Annotated in this window: 12 protein-coding genes and 1 tRNA gene; 8 read left to right on the top strand and 5 right to left on the bottom strand. The window is 42.7% G+C overall.

All coding sequences use genetic code 11. The annotated features are described in order from the left end of the window. Positions 1–3 precede the first annotated feature (3 nt). Genes JWQ54_RS11095 through JWQ54_RS11080 form a run of 4 tightly spaced genes read right to left on the bottom strand, consistent with a single transcriptional unit; the run spans position 4 to position 4,210 of the window. Complete coding sequence (locus JWQ54_RS11095; RefSeq protein ID WP_299584483.1) at positions 4–1,572, bottom strand: ABC transporter permease/substrate-binding protein; 1,569 nt, start codon at positions 1,570–1,572, stop codon at positions 4–6. Continuing rightward, the gene (locus JWQ54_RS11090) at positions 1,565–2,530 is read right to left on the bottom strand and encodes an ABC transporter ATP-binding protein (protein ID WP_299584480.1); all 966 of its coding nucleotides are present in this window, start codon (positions 2,528–2,530) and stop codon (positions 1,565–1,567) included. The genes JWQ54_RS11095 and JWQ54_RS11090 overlap by 8 nt, the downstream gene beginning before the upstream one ends. A 9-nt stretch (positions 2,531–2,539) precedes the next feature. Continuing rightward, positions 2,540–3,925, bottom strand: a complete 1,386-nt coding sequence (locus JWQ54_RS11085) for a mercuric reductase (protein WP_299584477.1) — start codon at positions 3,923–3,925, stop codon at positions 2,540–2,542. Between the two features lie 3 nt (positions 3,926–3,928). Continuing rightward, positions 3,929–4,210 carry a DUF427 domain-containing protein gene (locus tag JWQ54_RS11080; protein WP_299584474.1) on the bottom strand — a complete coding sequence of 94 codons (282 nt, stop codon included), beginning with the start codon at positions 4,208–4,210 and terminating at the stop codon, positions 3,929–3,931. A gap of 361 nt (positions 4,211–4,571) precedes the next feature. Between JWQ54_RS11080 and JWQ54_RS11075 the strand changes: the two genes are divergently transcribed. The 7 genes from JWQ54_RS11075 to JWQ54_RS11045 all read left to right on the top strand — a co-directional run bounded on the left by JWQ54_RS11075 (position 4,572) and on the right by JWQ54_RS11045 (position 12,883). Beyond that, a tRNA-Glu gene (locus tag JWQ54_RS11075) sits at positions 4,572–4,643 on the top strand. A gap of 812 nt (positions 4,644–5,455) precedes the next feature. Then, positions 5,456–7,264 carry an MEDS domain-containing protein gene (locus tag JWQ54_RS11070; protein ID WP_299584471.1) on the top strand — a complete coding sequence of 603 codons (1,809 nt, stop codon included), beginning with the start codon at positions 5,456–5,458 and terminating at the stop codon, positions 7,262–7,264. 376 nt (positions 7,265–7,640) lie between these two features. Next, positions 7,641–10,265 (top strand): sigma 54-interacting transcriptional regulator, encoded by a 2,625-nt coding sequence (locus JWQ54_RS11065; protein WP_299584468.1) that lies wholly within the window; start codon positions 7,641–7,643, stop codon positions 10,263–10,265. Positions 10,266–10,408: 143 nt separating this feature from the next. Continuing rightward, positions 10,409–11,200 (top strand): SDR family oxidoreductase, encoded by a 792-nt coding sequence (locus JWQ54_RS11060; protein WP_299584465.1) that lies wholly within the window; start codon positions 10,409–10,411, stop codon positions 11,198–11,200. A gap of 36 nt (positions 11,201–11,236) precedes the next feature. Beyond that, a complete protein-coding gene (locus JWQ54_RS11055; protein ID WP_299584463.1) occupies positions 11,237–11,611 on the top strand; it encodes a hypothetical protein in 375 nt (124 codons plus the stop codon). 16 nt (positions 11,612–11,627) lie between these two features. After that, positions 11,628–11,792, top strand: coding sequence for a hypothetical protein (locus JWQ54_RS11050; protein ID WP_299584461.1), 165 nt, complete (start codon positions 11,628–11,630; stop codon positions 11,790–11,792). A 95-nt stretch (positions 11,793–11,887) separates the two neighbouring features. After that, entirely contained in the window at positions 11,888–12,883 is a 996-nt protein-coding gene (locus tag JWQ54_RS11045; protein ID WP_299584459.1) for a hypothetical protein, read from the top strand. Between the two features lie 443 nt (positions 12,884–13,326). On the opposite strand, the gene JWQ54_RS11040 is transcribed toward JWQ54_RS11045, so the two are convergent. Beyond that, a complete protein-coding gene (locus tag JWQ54_RS11040) occupies positions 13,327–13,887 on the bottom strand; it encodes a dihydrofolate reductase family protein (protein ID WP_299584457.1) in 561 nt (186 codons plus the stop codon). A gap of 1,251 nt (positions 13,888–15,138) precedes the next feature. Between JWQ54_RS11040 and JWQ54_RS11035 the strand changes: the two genes are divergently transcribed. Continuing rightward, positions 15,139–16,026 carry a dienelactone hydrolase family protein gene (locus JWQ54_RS11035; protein ID WP_299584455.1) on the top strand — a complete coding sequence of 296 codons (888 nt, stop codon included), beginning with the start codon at positions 15,139–15,141 and terminating at the stop codon, positions 16,024–16,026. The last annotated feature ends 198 nt before the right edge of the window (positions 16,027–16,224 follow it).

Here is a 16,224-nt window from a genome sequence, read left to right as displayed (position 1 = left end):
TCGCTACCTTTCCAAATATCGTTTAAGGTTAGAAATTGTTTTAATATTTAAATCTTTTGCCTGTTTTTTTCTCATCATTAACGCATAGGCATTATTGAACCCGATTGGCTTTAGCCATTTTATACTATATTTCGCCCGGAATTCCTTTTGCACATAACTATAGGTTTCATCTTTACTATGCGTTAATGAATCAATAATTTTTGGCGATGGCTGCAAAATGGCCAGTAAACCCGTACCCGTGTACTCCGGGTAAAAATCTATTTGATCGTTGGTTAAAGCGTCAAAACAAATTTTAGTTCCTCCCAGGCCTGTTTTTGTCGCTGCATCATAATCGGTATTACCTTTAATCAGCATACTATACATGCTAGCTAAAATGTATTGCTCGCCAAATATTTTCGATCCAATGCGTACTATTCCCGCATTACCGTTACGGGCAGGTTTATACAATTTATTAGCTGTCAAAAAATCTTTTGCTACTCTCTCAGGGCTTTGGTGAAGATAGTCGGTTCTATAATTAAGTGCGGTCATTATGCTGTCATTTATCTTTCCTGAAAGTAAATTAAGTGTTTTTTCCAGTTCAGGAAATTTCTTTAAAGCATCGTCCCGCACAATTGGAGCCGCATAATATGGCGGAAAGATAAATTTATCGTCATTCAGCACCACAAGGTCATAAGCCTTTAATCTGCCATCGGTTGAGTAGCCGCTGATAACATCCAGCTGCTTTTCATAAACGGCCTTATACATTACCGCATCATTTATAACTAATGTGCGGATCTTTAAGCCATACTTGTTTATTAGCCCCAGGTTGCCGTCTTGTCTGCCCATAAACTCAGGCGTAAAGCCGGCTTTTAGTTTGCTGCCATAGGCGGATGGAATGAAATAAAAGGAAGAGAGGAGTAGCAGTAGCAGCGGTAAAGTAGCAGTAACAGTTCTTAGTTTTTTTATATTGAGTTTCTGCAATCGCGAGAGCAAAAAATCAAATATAATAGCCAGCAGGGCAGCGGGGATAGCTCCTGCCAATATCATATTGGTATTATTTAGGGAGATGCCTCCGAAAATAAACTCACCCAGGCCGCCGGCTGCAATATATGATGCCAGTGTAGCCACGCCAACTGTTATAACTGTAGCGGTACGGATGCCTGCAAATATTACCGGCATAGCCAGTGGCAGCTCTACCTTAAACAAAACCTGCCATTTGTTCATGCCCATGGCTACGGCAGCTTCCTTAACGGCAGCGTCAACACCGGTAATGCCGGTAAAGGTATTGCGGATGATGGGCAGCAAGGCATAAAGTAATAAAGCCATAATTGCCGGTTTAGCGCCAATGCCCAGCAGGGGGATCATAAAGCCTAATAAGGCGATGCTGGGCACAGTCTGCAATATACCTGCAACACCTAATATAGCGCCCGAAAATTGTTTTTTACGGGTGATGAAGATCCCAAGTGGCAAACCAATAAGCACAGCAATAAATAGCGAAACAAACGTAAGCCCGATATGCTGCAAGGTTTGTGTAGCCAGCTTATCGCTTTGCTGCTGCATAAATTCCCACAAAGTTTGCTGGCGCTCATTCATGGGCCTGCTGTTTTTTATATTGATAAAATGCCGCCATCAGCTGCTCAAAAGTTACCGACCTAACCTCCTCATTTTCCTTATTGTTAATGCTGATGGTTTCGGATGCATCGAATTTAAAGTACTCAAGCCCCGTCCAAAAATCTGTATCAGACGCTAAAGCTTTTGATTTAGTTTCATGATGATTTTTGGGCAGCCATTTCCATATATCATAAAGCCGGATAGTTTTGAATTCCAGCTGAAGCCTTTGCTCCTGCAAAAATCCCCGAACAAAACTATTTTTGGGGTTGAATAGTAAGTCAGCAGGTGTGCCATCCTGTACAATTTTACCTTTATCCATCAGGCAGATATGATCGCCCAATTCAAAAGCTTCCTGCACATCGTGTGTAACCATAATGATGGTTTTCCGTTTCAGCTCATCAAGCGCCTTAAACTCCGCATGAATTTTTGAGCGGGTAACATTATCGAGTGCGCCAAAGGGTTCATCCATCAGTAACACCGCCGGATCGGCAACCAAAGCCCTTGCAAGGCCTATGCGTTGCTGCTGACCGCCGCTTAGTTCATTTGGATATACGTGCAAATAATCCTTCGATAAATGGAGCTTTTCCAACAGTTCAGCTATCCGCCTGTCAGTCCGTTTTTTATCCCATTTTAATAACTGTGGTACAATGGCAATGTTCTCTTCAACGGTATAATGCGGAAACAAGCCATTGTTTTGAAGTACGTAACCAGTGCCACGCCGTAAAATTTCTGGCGATTGCTCAAATATGTTCTTGCCATCGATAAAAATATTGCCGGCAGAAGGTTCAATCAGCCGGTTAATCATCTTCAGTGTGGTAGTTTTACCACAGCCGCTGGTACCCAGCAGGATAAGGTTCTCATGCTCTTTTACCTCGAAAGAGATCTCATCCACGGCTTTAACCTTGTCAAAGTGTTTGCTTAGCTTTTGAACCTTTATCATAAAAAGCAGTTAATCTTCCAGCCCCAGGAAAAGGTTATTTAATGATTCGGCATACAGCGGGTGTGCAAATACACAATAACGGATCCTGTCATAAGTTATATCGCCCAGCATGGCCATTTGCAGAATGGTCATAATCTCGCCGCCTTCCTGCCCCAAAACAGCTGCACCTAAAATCTTTTTGGTTTCCGGGTCAACTATCGCCTTCATAAAGCCGCGGGTATCACCGGTTTCAATAGCACGGGCAACATGCGCCATTGGTAGTTTTACCACTTTATACTTAATGCCCAATTTTTTTGCTTCAGTTTCACTCAAGCCTATCCGCCCCAATTGCGGATCGGTAAACATACAGTAAGGCACGGGCCTGTCATTAATGGTTAGTTTTTGTTTTTCTATCAAGTTACGATACACAATGGTGTAATCATTATAGCTGATGTGCGTAAATGCCGGACCGGGCTTCACATCGCCTAAAGCATAAATGCCTTTCACATTGGTTTCCAGCTCGTCGTTTACGGTAATAAAGCTTTTATCGTCAACTTCAACACCGGTTAAATCCAGCTTTAATGCTTTTGACTGCGGCGTACGCCCAATAGCTATCAGCACATGCGAGCATTTTATCTTCGCTTCCTTACCGTTACTAATTACGGTGGCGATTATTTTTCCGCCAGCCTTTTTTTTAAACCTGGTAACGCTGGCATTGGTATGGATGGTAATGCTTTCATCTTCCAGGATCTGAGTTAAAGCTTCAGAAATGTCGGCATCTTCACGAGATGCTATCTTGCCTGACCTTTCAATAACAGTAACTTTACTCCCAAATCTGCTAAACATCTGCCCAAATTCCAACCCGATGTAACTACCACCAATTACTAATAAATGTTCCGGAACCCGATCCAGCTCCATAATGGATGTTGAATCCAGGTAACCAATATCCTGTAGCCCTTCAATTTCAGGCACAAATGGTTTGGCACCGGTATTTATAAATATAAGGTCGGCTTTTAGCTCCTTTTCCCGGCCGCTGTTCATCTTTACCGAGATGGTTTTATCGCCGGTAAAAACTGCATCCCCAAACAACAGGTCGAGGTTTTGGGTTTTTTCAATGCTCTTTTGGTTGCCATCGCGTGCTTGATGAACAATGTCGTCTTTGCGCTTTTTTATCTTCGGCATATCAACCGAAAAACTTTTGATCTTAACACCAAGCGACGAGCTATTAGCCGCCATATAAGCCATTTTAGCTGATGCAACCATGGTTTTGGTAGGTGTACAGCCATCATTTACACAAGTACCGCCAACCCAGCGTTTTTCAATTATAGCCGTTTTTTTGCCGGCTTCGGCCAGTTTTTTTGCCAGTGGACCGCCAGCCTGCCCGGCGCCGATAATAATTGCGTCGTATTGCTTCATGGTTTATCCGGTTACTTTAACACCTTTCCAAAACGCCACATAGCCGGTTATGTTTGCCGCAGCAGGTTTAGGCTCGGGATAATACCATGCCGCATCCGGATTGTGCATACCATCTACATCCAGGCTGTAATATGATGCAAGACCTTTCCATGGGCAAGTGGTATGGGCTGATGACGGTTTAAGGTATTCGGCTTTTACACTGTCTATCGGGAAATAATGATTGTTTTCAACCACAATGGTATCATTGCTTTCGGCAATTACCTGGTTGTTCCATGTAGCTTTCATATTGGTAGATTAAATTAAGCATAAATATAAGCGGTTAATTGGAATTTTAAGCCGTAAAAGTCAGCAAAGTCCGGAAGACCGAAAGTCAGAACATGTAAAAAAGAAAAAAAGAGTAAGACCAGAAACCTGGAAACTGTAATGGAATTGCCACATTTTTCAGCGCAAAATGCAGCTTCTTCCGGGCTTTCGGACTTTCCCGACTTTCGGACTAAAATTTTTATAAAAAAATATTTTTAATTTATCATTAAACGTATATCTTTGCAATCCCAAAATAAGGGGAAGTACTACGGTCAAAAGCCATTAGTTACGGGTCGTAAGCCGACTTTAGACTAAGAACCAAAGACCCAGAACTTAATAAAAAGGCCCGTTCGTCTAGGGGTTAGGACGTTAGATTTTCATTCTAGAAACAGGGGTTCGATTCCCCTACGGGCTACTAAGCCGCTTTACGAAAGTAGAGCGGCTTTTTGCTTATTTAATTGAGTATGGACACTCAATATTGTTTACGGCCAGGCGTGGGCGCTTGTCCGGGCGCGAGGAAGCTACGCACCAAGCTATAAGAACCAATCAAAGCAGCTTCATGACAAAGCAGTTGAAATCGCTAATGAGATATTAAAGGAAACCGGAAATGAAGGCGAGGCCATCGCTACCGGGCTAAAACGTGCCCGCGAACATTTCGCAAAGGAAAAGGCGGAAACTAAATAATGCATTCCGCTAATTGTTTTTTGCTGGAAGATACTGACCGGACGGTCGTAATTCATGGAGAATCAGGTTTGCGGCTGAATGTCTTTTACCTGGAAAATGAAGTTTTTCAACCGACGAAAGGTGAACTGCAGAACAGTTTTGGGAAGCCATAGACTTAAAGGACCCGGCGCCCGCTAAAGCAAAAAGCATATTAAAAAAAATAATCCGCGGATGCAGGAATGCCCTGATGGAGAGGACCGGACTTAAGTGTTTTGCACATATCTTTTCCCCCGGTACATTCAGTCAACTGCCGTTGCCATTATCTTTTATTTTAATCTCAACTTTAGTCTGCTGCTTTAGACAAGTATCTGATGAGAAACCGCCAACTAACTGTGTATAAAAGATGATAAGTAACTCCCCTTCACCCTAAAACATTTTATCTTTTTCAACTGTTCCTAATTAATCTTTAAAGTCTTTAAGAGTGTCTTATAAAAGTTATTATGTAATATTCCCGGAATTATAAAAAAACACATAACTTTTTATTATTTGGCAGGAGCATTGTCTATGAAACAAACTCTTAGACCTACCGGTATCGAGGTAATCGGAAATATTCCGTGGGGCACCCATTTTTGCCATTTTTACCAAACTGAAGAGGATTTACTGTCTATGCAGGTACCCTTTTTTCAAACCGGTTTGGAAAACAACGAGTACTGCATATGGGTAACTTCAGAACAAACGACTGTTGAGAACGCAATTAACGCACTAAAAGCGAAGGTCCCTGATCTTGATGTATATTATAAACGTGAAAGTATCGAAATCCTGTCCCACCGTGACTGGTACCTGACCAATGGGCGATTTGAATTAGATAATGTCATCCAATCGATATTAGATCGTCTGCGAATTGCGCTTGATCGCGGTTTCGAAGGCTTACGCCTCAATGGTGACGAAGCCTGGATGGACGATAAGACATGGCATGATTTTTTAGAATACGAAAGTTCGCTTAATCCAGCAATTGCCGGTAAAAGGCTTATCATATCATGTAGTTATCAGTTAGCTAAATGCACAGCAACAAACGTTTTAGATATTGCCCTGTTGCATGAATCTGTCGTATCAAAACGAAAAGGCAGATGGGAAATACTGGAAACCCCGCAGCTCATAGAAACTAAGGCACAACTTAACCTGGAAAGAGAATTACTCGAAAAACGATTTGCCAAAAGCACCAGGGAGTTAAGCCGGATCACCCAACAGGTAAAGAAGGAACGGTCTGAAAGAAAAAAGGCGATGGTCTCCTTACGCAAATCCCAATTACATTTGAAAACAATAGTGGATACGGCAGACATTGCATTTGTATTGTTCGATAGTGATTCACATGCACTTTTATTTAATACAATAGCAAGTTATTGGTCAACCCTGTCTTTCGGTGTTCCTTTGAAGAAAGACATCTATTTTCCGGACTTGTTGAATGAAAAGGGAAGGAGTCGCTTCAGCGAAATGATGGACGCTGTTTTGTCAGGGCAGTCGCTAAACTATGAAGCCAGTTATCAAAGCCAGGACGATTCCCCGGAATGGTACCAGGTGAGCATTCATCCCGTAATGGATGATGATGGAAAGGCTGTGGGAGTAAGTTGTGCCGCAAGCAACATTACGCGAGATAAACTGGTTGAATCGGAGCACGAACGATTAAGCGGACAATGGGTGCAGCGTAATAAAGATCTCGATAAATTTGCTTTTATTCTATCGCACGACCTGCGGGCGCCATTGGCCAACATGCTCGGGTTGGCCAAGATGCTTAAAGGCACAAATGTTTCCGAATCAGAAAAATCCGAACTGGAAGGTCTTTTATTTCAAAGCATCGAAAAGCTGGATGATGTCGTTCATAATTTGAACCGCATTTTAGAACTGGACAGGACCCCGAGTCTGAAAAAAGAGAACATCGACCTGACAGAACTGGTCAACGAGGTGTCCGCCCAGCTTAAACCCGTTATTAAACAGAATGCTATTCGAATGGTCACCGATTTCAACCGCGCAAATAATATTAATTCGGTTCGGGGTTACCTGTATAATATTTTTTACAACCTCATTTCCAATAGCATAATATTCGGTCTGCAAATGAAGCCGCCGGTGATTGAAATCACGTCCGAGAAAGAAAAGGATAGACTCATTATTTATTTCAAAAGCTTTGGAAAGGCAAATTATCTGAAAGGTAAGAAAACAGAACATGTGTCTTACAAAAAGATAAATGTGTCCGATAAAAGTAATGGCACAGTATTGTACGGTGTAAAAAATAAGATCGAGTTTTTGGGCGGATCGATAAGTGTTCGCACCCTCCCCGGAAGCGGCAAGGAGTTTCGAATGGAACTGCCGTTTGAATAAGGAAAAGGTTTCAATGGAATGAAAAAGTCGCGTTTGGGGCCTTGTACCTTTGAAATGGTATCCCTAATTCCGATAAAATGTTTTACAATTGGTATAAAAAAAGAAAATAAAAGCGCCGCGGACATGCGGGGCTTTGCTCCGGAAGCTGGGTGTTTTTCGAACCAATTTCTTGAAAAATTACGAAGAATTGGAAATTTGGGCGAAGCGAATGAATTACTAGTATTTCAATTATATTACTCTTTTATGATCAGTTGTTAATTTGACACTTGAAACAGGGATTGCCGATAATGCCATTTACTTTTTGGTCAGCCCCGGGCTCGACTCATTTTTATTTTCCCTAAATTGCCGGTGCAAACAAGTCATCCTATAACGCTTCATGAAAAGGGTAAAAGACATAGATCCCGGGCTTTCAGTTCGTTCCCTCGCTGCATTTGAACAGGAAAGAAGAATCTTATCAGACCTGGGCAACGATATTACCGGGGTACGGGATAAAAATGACCTGATTCTCCTTTTTTCAAAACGAATCAAAAGCCTGTTCTATTTTACCCATATGATCGTTACCCTCATCGATGCCAAAGATGAAACCTATACACCCTTCCTGCTCGATGAATCCTCTCCAATACGGTCACATGCCATATATCCGGAATTGATAAAAGCTCATTTTTCGCTGGATGAACCATTCATTCAGGCTGCATTGCGTGCAGAGGAACCCCTCTCTTTTTTGCTGGAGGATATTATGGACCAACCGCAAAGCCCTTCCTACCTGCGTGCTAATTATGAAGCCGGCGTAAGGGAAATATTGATGACCAGGCTGATGAAAGAGGGGAAGCCAATGGGTTTTATTCATATCTATTTCGATAAACGTAATAGTTTCAGCAGCGAATTTAGAAATGTCATTAAAGGTATCGCACCTCAGTTATCGGGTGCCGTATCCAATATCATCAAAAATGAAGAGATCCTTAAAAAGGAAAAGGAAAAATCCTTGCTCCTCGATTTCAGCAATGACATCGCAACCGGAAGAACAAAAGAAGAGCTGGCTTTTGCCGTTCGCGCCGTGTTAAAAAAAATAAATCCACCGGGTGGCTTTGTCATTCGCAGGATCAATGAAGATAATACCACAATGAGCGCCTATGCCTATGATCTTACTAAGATGCATGATCCAAAGGTAATAAAGGCGCTGGAGCAAGCCAAGTATCCTATCAATGACGGACTGCAGGATCGTGTATTAGATAGCCCCATCCCTTTATTGTTCAACGTAGACAGGGAAATACAACGCGGCATTACCTCATCCTATTTACCATATTGGAAGGTGATGGGATTCAAAGAGATTGTGGGCATCCGCTTGCGTAACGGGGAAACGAACCATGGAATTTTGTTCCTGGACATCCAGGAGATCAATGTCCAGTTGTTGCAGGGCATTTGTTCGCAAATATCCATCGCCCTGGCCAATATTATGGCCAATGAGCAAATCCATAAAAAACAGGAGGAGCAGGCCTTTCTGCTCGACTTCAGCAGCGATATCGCACAGGTAAGAACCAAGGCCGACCTGCGGGAAGCTATTTTCAGGGTGCTGGATAAAACCATGCATACCCAATTGTCCATGATCCGGACAATCGATGAGGATGGTTATAATATGTCGCCCTTTATTTATGATGAGACGTTGTTTGAAAGAGCAAAAACACATTTTGCCGAGTTGCTGGCTAACCGGGTCACGGTCAACGAAATTTATACGGCGGACGTGCTTGCCAGTGACGACGGTCTGATATTTAACATAGAAGAAGAACTAAAGAGCGGCAATAGCTATGCAAGGTTATGGGAAACTACCGGCTTAAAAAATGTATACGGTCTGCCGTTGCGGGTTGGCAACAAAAATATCGGCACCATCTGGCTGCTGGCCGACAGCCTGAGCAAGTTAATGCTGAAAGGCATTTGTGCGCAGATATCCATTGCCATTGCCAATATACAGGCTAATGAAAAACTGCTGGCTTATAAAAAGCAACTGGAAGTAGAAAATGACTACCTGAAAGAGCAGATTAAAACAATTTATAACTTTTCGGAAATTATTGGCAACGGTCAGCAGATGCAGAAGGTATACCGGCTCATGTCGCTGGTAGCAGGATCCAACACCACGGTTTTGATATTGGGCGAAACAGGTACGGGAAAGGAATTGATTGCAAGGGCCGTCCATAATGCATCGCCGCGTAAGGATAAACTGATGGTGAAGGTGAACTGCGCTGCCTTACCTGCCAATCTGATAGAAAGTGAATTATTCGGTCATGAGCGCGGCTCGTTTACCGGTGCCATCGACCGCCGCATTGGTAAATTTGAACTGGCCAATAATAGCACCCTGTTCCTGGATGAAGTCGGCGAGCTGCCGCCCGAGGCACAGGCCAAATTGCTGCGCGTGATCCAGGAACGCGAATTGGAACGCTTGGGGGGTAAACAAACCATTAAAGTTGATGTACGTTTGATCGCTGCTACTAACCGCAACCTGGAAGAAGAAGTGAAGGCGGGCCGTTTTCGCGCAGATTTATACTTCCGGTTAAACGTATTTCCCATCAGTCTGCCTCCCTTACGTGAGCGGCCTGAAGATATTGGACCACTTACACATTTTTTCGTAAAGAAGTACGGCCGGAATATAGGTCGTAAGATCAGGAAGGTCGCACCAAAAGTAATACAGCAATTGCTAAGTTATACCTGGCCGGGCAATGTGCGGGAGCTGGAGCATTTGGTAGAGCGCAGCATATTACTTACAACCGATGATATTTTGCGTGATGTGTACATCCCGCAAAATACCGTTATGGATAAACAGGACTTGACCCATCTTTTAAACCATTCCCTTGAAGAGGTTGAGCGCAGCTATATTATTGAAATACTGAGACGTTGTTCAGGCAAAATTTCAGGTCCCGGCAGCGCCGCCGAAATATTGAAGATCCCCGGCAATACATTGCACTCTAAACTGAAAAAATTGGGCATCACCAAGAAAGATTATTTTGGCTGATATATTCTCCGCGACGCTTCGCATTGCTCCCTTTATAAAGTGAAACATGCAGTGCTTTCACTAAATACAGTGAAAAACAGAATTGCTATATTTATTTATATATCTGACTATCAGTAATTTAATTGATTGGCATCCCGTTTGAATTGTTAGCGCAAAAAACAATTCAAAAAAATCAAATTATGAAAATCGTAATTATTGGGGGCTCCGGCCTCATCGGAACCAAAGTAGTTGCCCATCTTCGGCAGGCAGGGCACCTGGTGATTGCCGCCTCTCCGGCCACCGGCATCAATACCATTACAGGAGAAGGTTTAGCGGAAGCTATTAGCGATACTGATGTTGTTGTTGACCTTGCCAATGCGCCTGCCTGGGAAGACCAGGCTGTACTGGAATTTTTCCAGACATCCGGCCGCAATTTGCTGGCAGCGGAAATCAACGCAGGCGTAAAACATCACCTGGCTCTTTCGATTGTTGGCGTGGATATTATGCAAAATATCGGTTACATGCGGGCCAAAAAAGCCCAGGAAGATCTTATTAGGCAATCGGGGGTGCCTTATACGATCATCCGCAGTACCCAATTCCTTGAATTTCTGAAAGGCATCGCCGACCAGGCCACCGATGGAAACGAAGTACATCTTTCAGACGTGCGGTTCCAGCCCATCGCTGCGGACGATGTGGCGGCCTTCGTCGCCAAATATGCTGTCGCGGCACCCATCAATGGCAAGGTAGAAATAGCCGGCCCGGAACGTTTTGCCATGTATGAAGTGGTGGCCCAATACCTGCGGCATGCAAATGATCCGCGGAAGGTAGTACCTAACGGCAAGCCCTTGTACTATGGCGGGGAAATCAGCCATGCAGCGTTAGTGCCGGCCGGACAGGCAGAGCTGGGAACCATCAACTTTGAAAAATGGTGGAGTAACCAGTTGCAAAAGGCCTGAAACCAATAATTACATAACTCCTTCAAAAAATTAAAAATGAATAGCGAACAATTAATTGAATTGACTAGAGAACTTATTTATAACGCGACACATTTTAATGTGCCTTACGTGGAGCAAATTTATTCAGATAAGCTGCTGATCGTTAAAGTCGACGAAAATGGCGTGGTAGATACCATGAATAAAGAACAGCTGATGAGCTTCGTCCAGGGGAATAAAGATGCAAACATAGAGCCGTTTTCTACTAAAACCGAGTATCATTACGCGGTGTCCGACGGAGATATGGGGATGGTGGTGATTACCCGGGAATTGGTATTCGACGGGAAACTGAATAGAAAATTCTTTACCGTGATCTGGGAATATTTAGAGGGAAGGTGGCAGGTTGTCAAAGAATCTTCCGTGGTACGAGTATGAATTAAAATCAAGCAAAATGAAAATTTTTTTATTTGGGTCTTTTGCAGACCCTAAAACTAAAGAGAACGGGCAAACCGATGAAGAAATCCTCCAAAATTTCGATCCGAATGAGGAAAGCTCAAGCGAAGGCGGCGAATATATGGACGATGCCTTAAGAATGGTAGAGCAGCCTTTAGATTGAAATATTTAAAAGGATTTAAGGTCCAACTGATATTTGGCTCCGCGCAAATGATCTGTCGTTAAACTCAAAAAAATATAGTCATGGTAACTTACAATATGGAAATTAAAAATACAGGTCCGATATTAACGGATCTGTTAAGCGCAGTCCAGGGCTTCAATGCTGAAGAGCAGGTGTATGTAAGCAGCGGGATATGCGGAGAACAATTAGCTCCATCGGCATCCGCTTCATCGTTAAGCGCATTTGGTATCAGGGAATCACCATTACCTGGTATTTTAAACATTTTGGGAATACGAAGCCTCACTTTAAATTCCTTCCATAACCTGGAGACACTTTTTCGGCTCAATGTTACTGCGTCAGCAGCAGCAATGGAAAAAAGTACCCGGGAATTTTTTAAGGATGATGAAGTGATCAAAGACCTCCAATCGATCTTTAGCAATTGCAGCACCATTGCTTTTGATGATTGGGCAACAATAAGCGGGGCCTCTGTTTTGTGGGATGGGTTGCTGACAGATGTCATCAGGCCGCTTGGCAAAATCGATCTGGAATTTATTTTCTACCTGGGCGACCCTGCGAAAAAACTTTCTTTTGAGGTAGATGAAGCCCTTGATATCATCAGCGCCTTTTCACTGCATGGAAAAGTGACGTTTGCATTGGATGAAAATGAAGCCATCCGGTTATGGATGATATTAAATGGTGTACAACCGGGTACAGAAATTGCTGAGCAGTCTGCTGCCGATCTGAAAAAGAAGTACTTCTCAATTTTCAGAACGATGAATATTACCCGGCTCCTGATTTATTCGGCGAACGACGCGATATTATATGCTGATGACCAACAATTTGTTCTTTCGCGAAAGAAGGTGGATTCTAGCATAGAAATTGCTTCAGACGCCCGACAAAACTTTATCGCCGGCTACAGCATTGGTGTGCTTCTGCAACTCGATATTGGACATTGTATCGCGCTCGGCCTCATTGTGTTCGGCTCCCATGGCGAATTAAAATCGTCCCCGGAACGAAAGGATCTGTATGCTTATATCCGAAACTGGATTCAAGACCTCGAAAAATCAGCAGAAATACAACTTTATCAGGACTGAATTGAGTTATAAATCGAAGATACTTTAGTTAAGGTTGTTGTATTGAGAAATAAAAATAACAAAAAACCCATTACTAATAGTAATGGGTTTAAGCCTTTGTGGCGAATCTTCGGTAGTACCTAAGATTTATTTGCTCCGGAAGCTGGGCTCGAACCACAACGTATTTGATTGATAAAAATAATATTATGTTAAGTAAAATGAGCATTAAGCAAAAGCAACCTAATGAATTAATATATTATATATCGGGCGTTTACGGTAAATCAGGAAGCTGCTATTAGTCGTAACTCCTCTAAAAAAAGGGGTTCGAATTCCTTCCTCTATGGGCTACAAAGCCGCTTTACGAAAAAAGTAGAGCAGCTTTTTTTTGCAAGCAGTATGCTTGCTGCCTTCAATATGTATCTGCGACGACTATAGAAATATCGCTTTTATTGCAGATTTCTCTCTCATTGTTTCAAGTACCGAAGCGCAGCACACCCCGACTTAAAAACCGTCGACTCAACAAGTTTTAATTGTAATTTCTCCTGCAGGTTGATACCTTCAAACAACCGTCTCCCTTCTCCTGTAACTATCGGGTGAACCAGAATGCGATATTCATCAATCAGGCCAAGCGCTGCAAGTTGTGAAGGAATGGTTATACCGCCGGTTAAAATATTTTTGCCTTGTCCTTGTTTCAATTTAAGTACTTCGTCGTGAAGGCCCGTACAAACAATTCTCGTTTTTTTTCCTCCAGGGCTGTCTAATGATTGTGAGAAAACAATAATTTTGTCGATGGCGTCAAATGCCCGGGCAAATTCGAGATCTGCATTTCTATCCCCGTAAGGGCTTTTCGCCACATCGGGCCAATAAGGAACCATCAATTGATAAGTTTTACGCCCGTAGAGGAATGTGTCAGCATCCCGCGTGAGCTGTGTAAAATACGCCATCGTTTCTTCATCGGGATTGAATTTGGTATGGTCGCAGCAGCCATCTAAGGTCGTGTTGATTGCGTAAATTACATTTCTCATTTGATTGGTTTTAGTTTTGATTTTTCTAATCTGTTTGCAGCGATAAAGGTAGAAATTAAAAGACTAAACCTCTCTTAGTGAGGGTGATCAAAACAAAACAGGTCACTTTAAGTGGCTTTTTTTGTTTCACACGGTTTTGAGCCATTAAGGTATATTTCATATAATGATCTGCGGTGATTTCGAAACCGAACACATCGAAGCAATGATTTTTTGAAAGAACTTTGAAATACAAAGTATTTTTATTAACCTTTGTGAGTGTCGCCAGGTATTTTTATTAAAAATCAACATTATGAAAATTTCAAGGACAAAATTTGTTTTCCTCTTCCTCATTTCCGGGTTTGCCTTTCTTTTTATCTCTAACGTAATTTTTCGATCAGTCGTCCGACTCATTCCTGAAAGCGGAGAGGCTTTTCTAGGAACGGAATCACTAATAGGATGGAAGAGCACTGTATCCACAATTCTGTATCCTATCAAAATTGTTTTGGTAGGTCCTATGCTTCCTCTTATCAATTTGCCGGACCCGCCACCTCCGTTTTTGGTTATTGGGTTTGCTTTCTACTGGACTATCCTCGCCCTGGTAATTTATTATCTCATCGCTAAAATTAAGCGCTCGTAAAAAATATGATTTTTAGCGGAATTAGAATATTCCACGATTTTTATTTATGGAATTTGAAATAAATCCGCAAAAAAGTTCGACATTTCGCCGGTTTCGTCTACCAGACAGGCAAAAATAAATTCAATCAAATTCTAGTAAAATAGGCTCTAATACTTCTAAAAAGGTCAATAAGTGTTCAAAGAATCTCCCTTTTGGGCTACGGAGCCTTCAGCGAAAGTTGGAGGTTTTTTTATTATTTAATTGAGTGTGGACACTCAATATTGTTTACGGCCAAGCGTGGACGCCTGGCCGGGCGGGGTATATCCCTTGGCGAGAATTGAATTGCGCCGAACCACTTTCACAAGCATCGCGCAACAGCCATGTCCTCCCTTGTTCACCCATAGGGCAGGTAGCTAGAAAGCAGATAACATACAGACTATTTGCTTTAAAAGCACAGTCAAAAATAATGTATAAGCTGAAAACAACTTTTAAATCTTGTTCCATCCGTTTCAGGCGTAAATTTTTTTCCGCTTGTTTCTGCTGTTAGCGTTGTTTCGCGGAACAAACTATTCCAAAACTTTACACCAACGAGACTGTTAAGATTTGGTTAGCAAGCTCTTATCTTTAATTATTACATTTGAATAAAGCCTTTAACTATGAGCCAGATCAACAAAGAAGACATCAGGCAGGAAGTGTTTGACCTGTATGATGACTACGCACACAACCGGCTTGACCGTCGTGCATTTGTGCAAAAGCTATCTCTTTATGCAGTTGGCGGATTAACTGTGCCCGCAATAATGAGCTTCCTGATGCCCGATTACAAAGGGAATGTGCAGATTAAGCCGGATGATCCCCGCTTAAAATCAGAACACATCAATTATTCCTCACCAAAAGGCGGCGGAACCATCAAAGGATTGCTGTCAAAACCTAAAGATGCTAAACAGAAGCTTGGGGGCATCATAGTGGTCCACGAAAACCGGGGATTGAACCCTTATATTGAAGATGTGGCCAGAAGAGCCGCCCTGGCAGGATTTATTTCGCTTGCGCCCGACGCGCTGACACCCCTTGGCGGTTACCCGGGCAATGATGACGAGGGACGCGCCTTGCAAAGTAAACGGGACAAAGGCGAAATGGAGGAAGATTTTATAGCTGCATATTATTATCTGAAAAGTCACCCGGATTGTAATGGCAAAGTAGGTGTTGTGGGCTTTTGTTTTGGTGGCGGCATAGCCAATATGATGGCCGTTCGCATCCCGGACCTGGCAGCAGCTGTACCTTTTTACGGAAGTCAGCCCGCTCTTTCTGATGTGCCTAAAATTAAAGCCCCCCTGATGCTGCACTATGCCTCGCTGGATACCAGGATTACGGCTGGCTGGCCGCCCTACGAAGCGGCTTTAAAAGAGAATGGCAAAAAATACCAGGCGTTTATTTACGAAAACGTAAACCATGGCTTCCATAACGATACTACGCCCCGTTATGACAAAGCAGCAGCAGAGCTTGCCTGGAAACGCACTATTGCTTTTTTCAGTGAGCATTTGAAATAGTAGGCCTGCATTGTGGAAAACAGGACGCAACTAGCTTAATGTCATTAAGTTAATCTTTTCTTCCCTCCTTCCCGCTTGGTGATTGTTGCGCAACTAGATAAGTCAGCAATGGCTAAAATTAAGTTCTTTGAAATATTGATTAAAATATTGGTTTTTAGTATATTAGGCTATGCAAGGGAAAAAGACGCATCAGGAAAG

This window comes from Mucilaginibacter sp. (assembly GCF_028288225.1).
Lineage (GTDB): Bacteria > Bacteroidota > Bacteroidia > Sphingobacteriales > Sphingobacteriaceae > Mucilaginibacter.
This window is presented reverse-complemented; position numbering and strand designations above follow the sequence as displayed.

Excerpts from the sequence above, each read along its gene's own strand:
- JWQ54_RS11095 (WP_299584483.1), bottom strand. The coding sequence starts at position 1,572 with ATGAATGAGCGCCAGCAAACTTTGTGGGAATTTATGCAGCAGCAAAGC.
- JWQ54_RS11090 (WP_299584480.1), bottom strand. The coding sequence starts at position 2,530 with ATGATAAAGGTTCAAAAGCTAAGCAAACACTTTGACAAGGTTAAAGCC.
- JWQ54_RS11085 (WP_299584477.1), bottom strand. The coding sequence starts at position 3,925 with ATGAAGCAATACGACGCAATTATTATCGGCGCCGGGCAGGCTGGCGGT.
- JWQ54_RS11080 (WP_299584474.1), bottom strand. The coding sequence starts at position 4,210 with ATGAAAGCTACATGGAACAACCAGGTAATTGCCGAAAGCAATGATACC.
- JWQ54_RS11070 (WP_299584471.1), top strand. The coding sequence starts at position 5,456 with ATGAAACAAACTCTTAGACCTACCGGTATCGAGGTAATCGGAAATATT.
- JWQ54_RS11065 (WP_299584468.1), top strand. The coding sequence starts at position 7,641 with ATGAAAAGGGTAAAAGACATAGATCCCGGGCTTTCAGTTCGTTCCCTC.
- JWQ54_RS11055 (WP_299584463.1), top strand. The coding sequence starts at position 11,237 with ATGAATAGCGAACAATTAATTGAATTGACTAGAGAACTTATTTATAAC.
- JWQ54_RS11050 (WP_299584461.1), top strand. The coding sequence starts at position 11,628 with ATGAAAATTTTTTTATTTGGGTCTTTTGCAGACCCTAAAACTAAAGAG.
- JWQ54_RS11045 (WP_299584459.1), top strand. The coding sequence starts at position 11,888 with ATGGAAATTAAAAATACAGGTCCGATATTAACGGATCTGTTAAGCGCA.
- JWQ54_RS11040 (WP_299584457.1), bottom strand. The coding sequence starts at position 13,887 with ATGAGAAATGTAATTTACGCAATCAACACGACCTTAGATGGCTGCTGC.
- JWQ54_RS11035 (WP_299584455.1), top strand. The coding sequence starts at position 15,139 with ATGAGCCAGATCAACAAAGAAGACATCAGGCAGGAAGTGTTTGACCTG.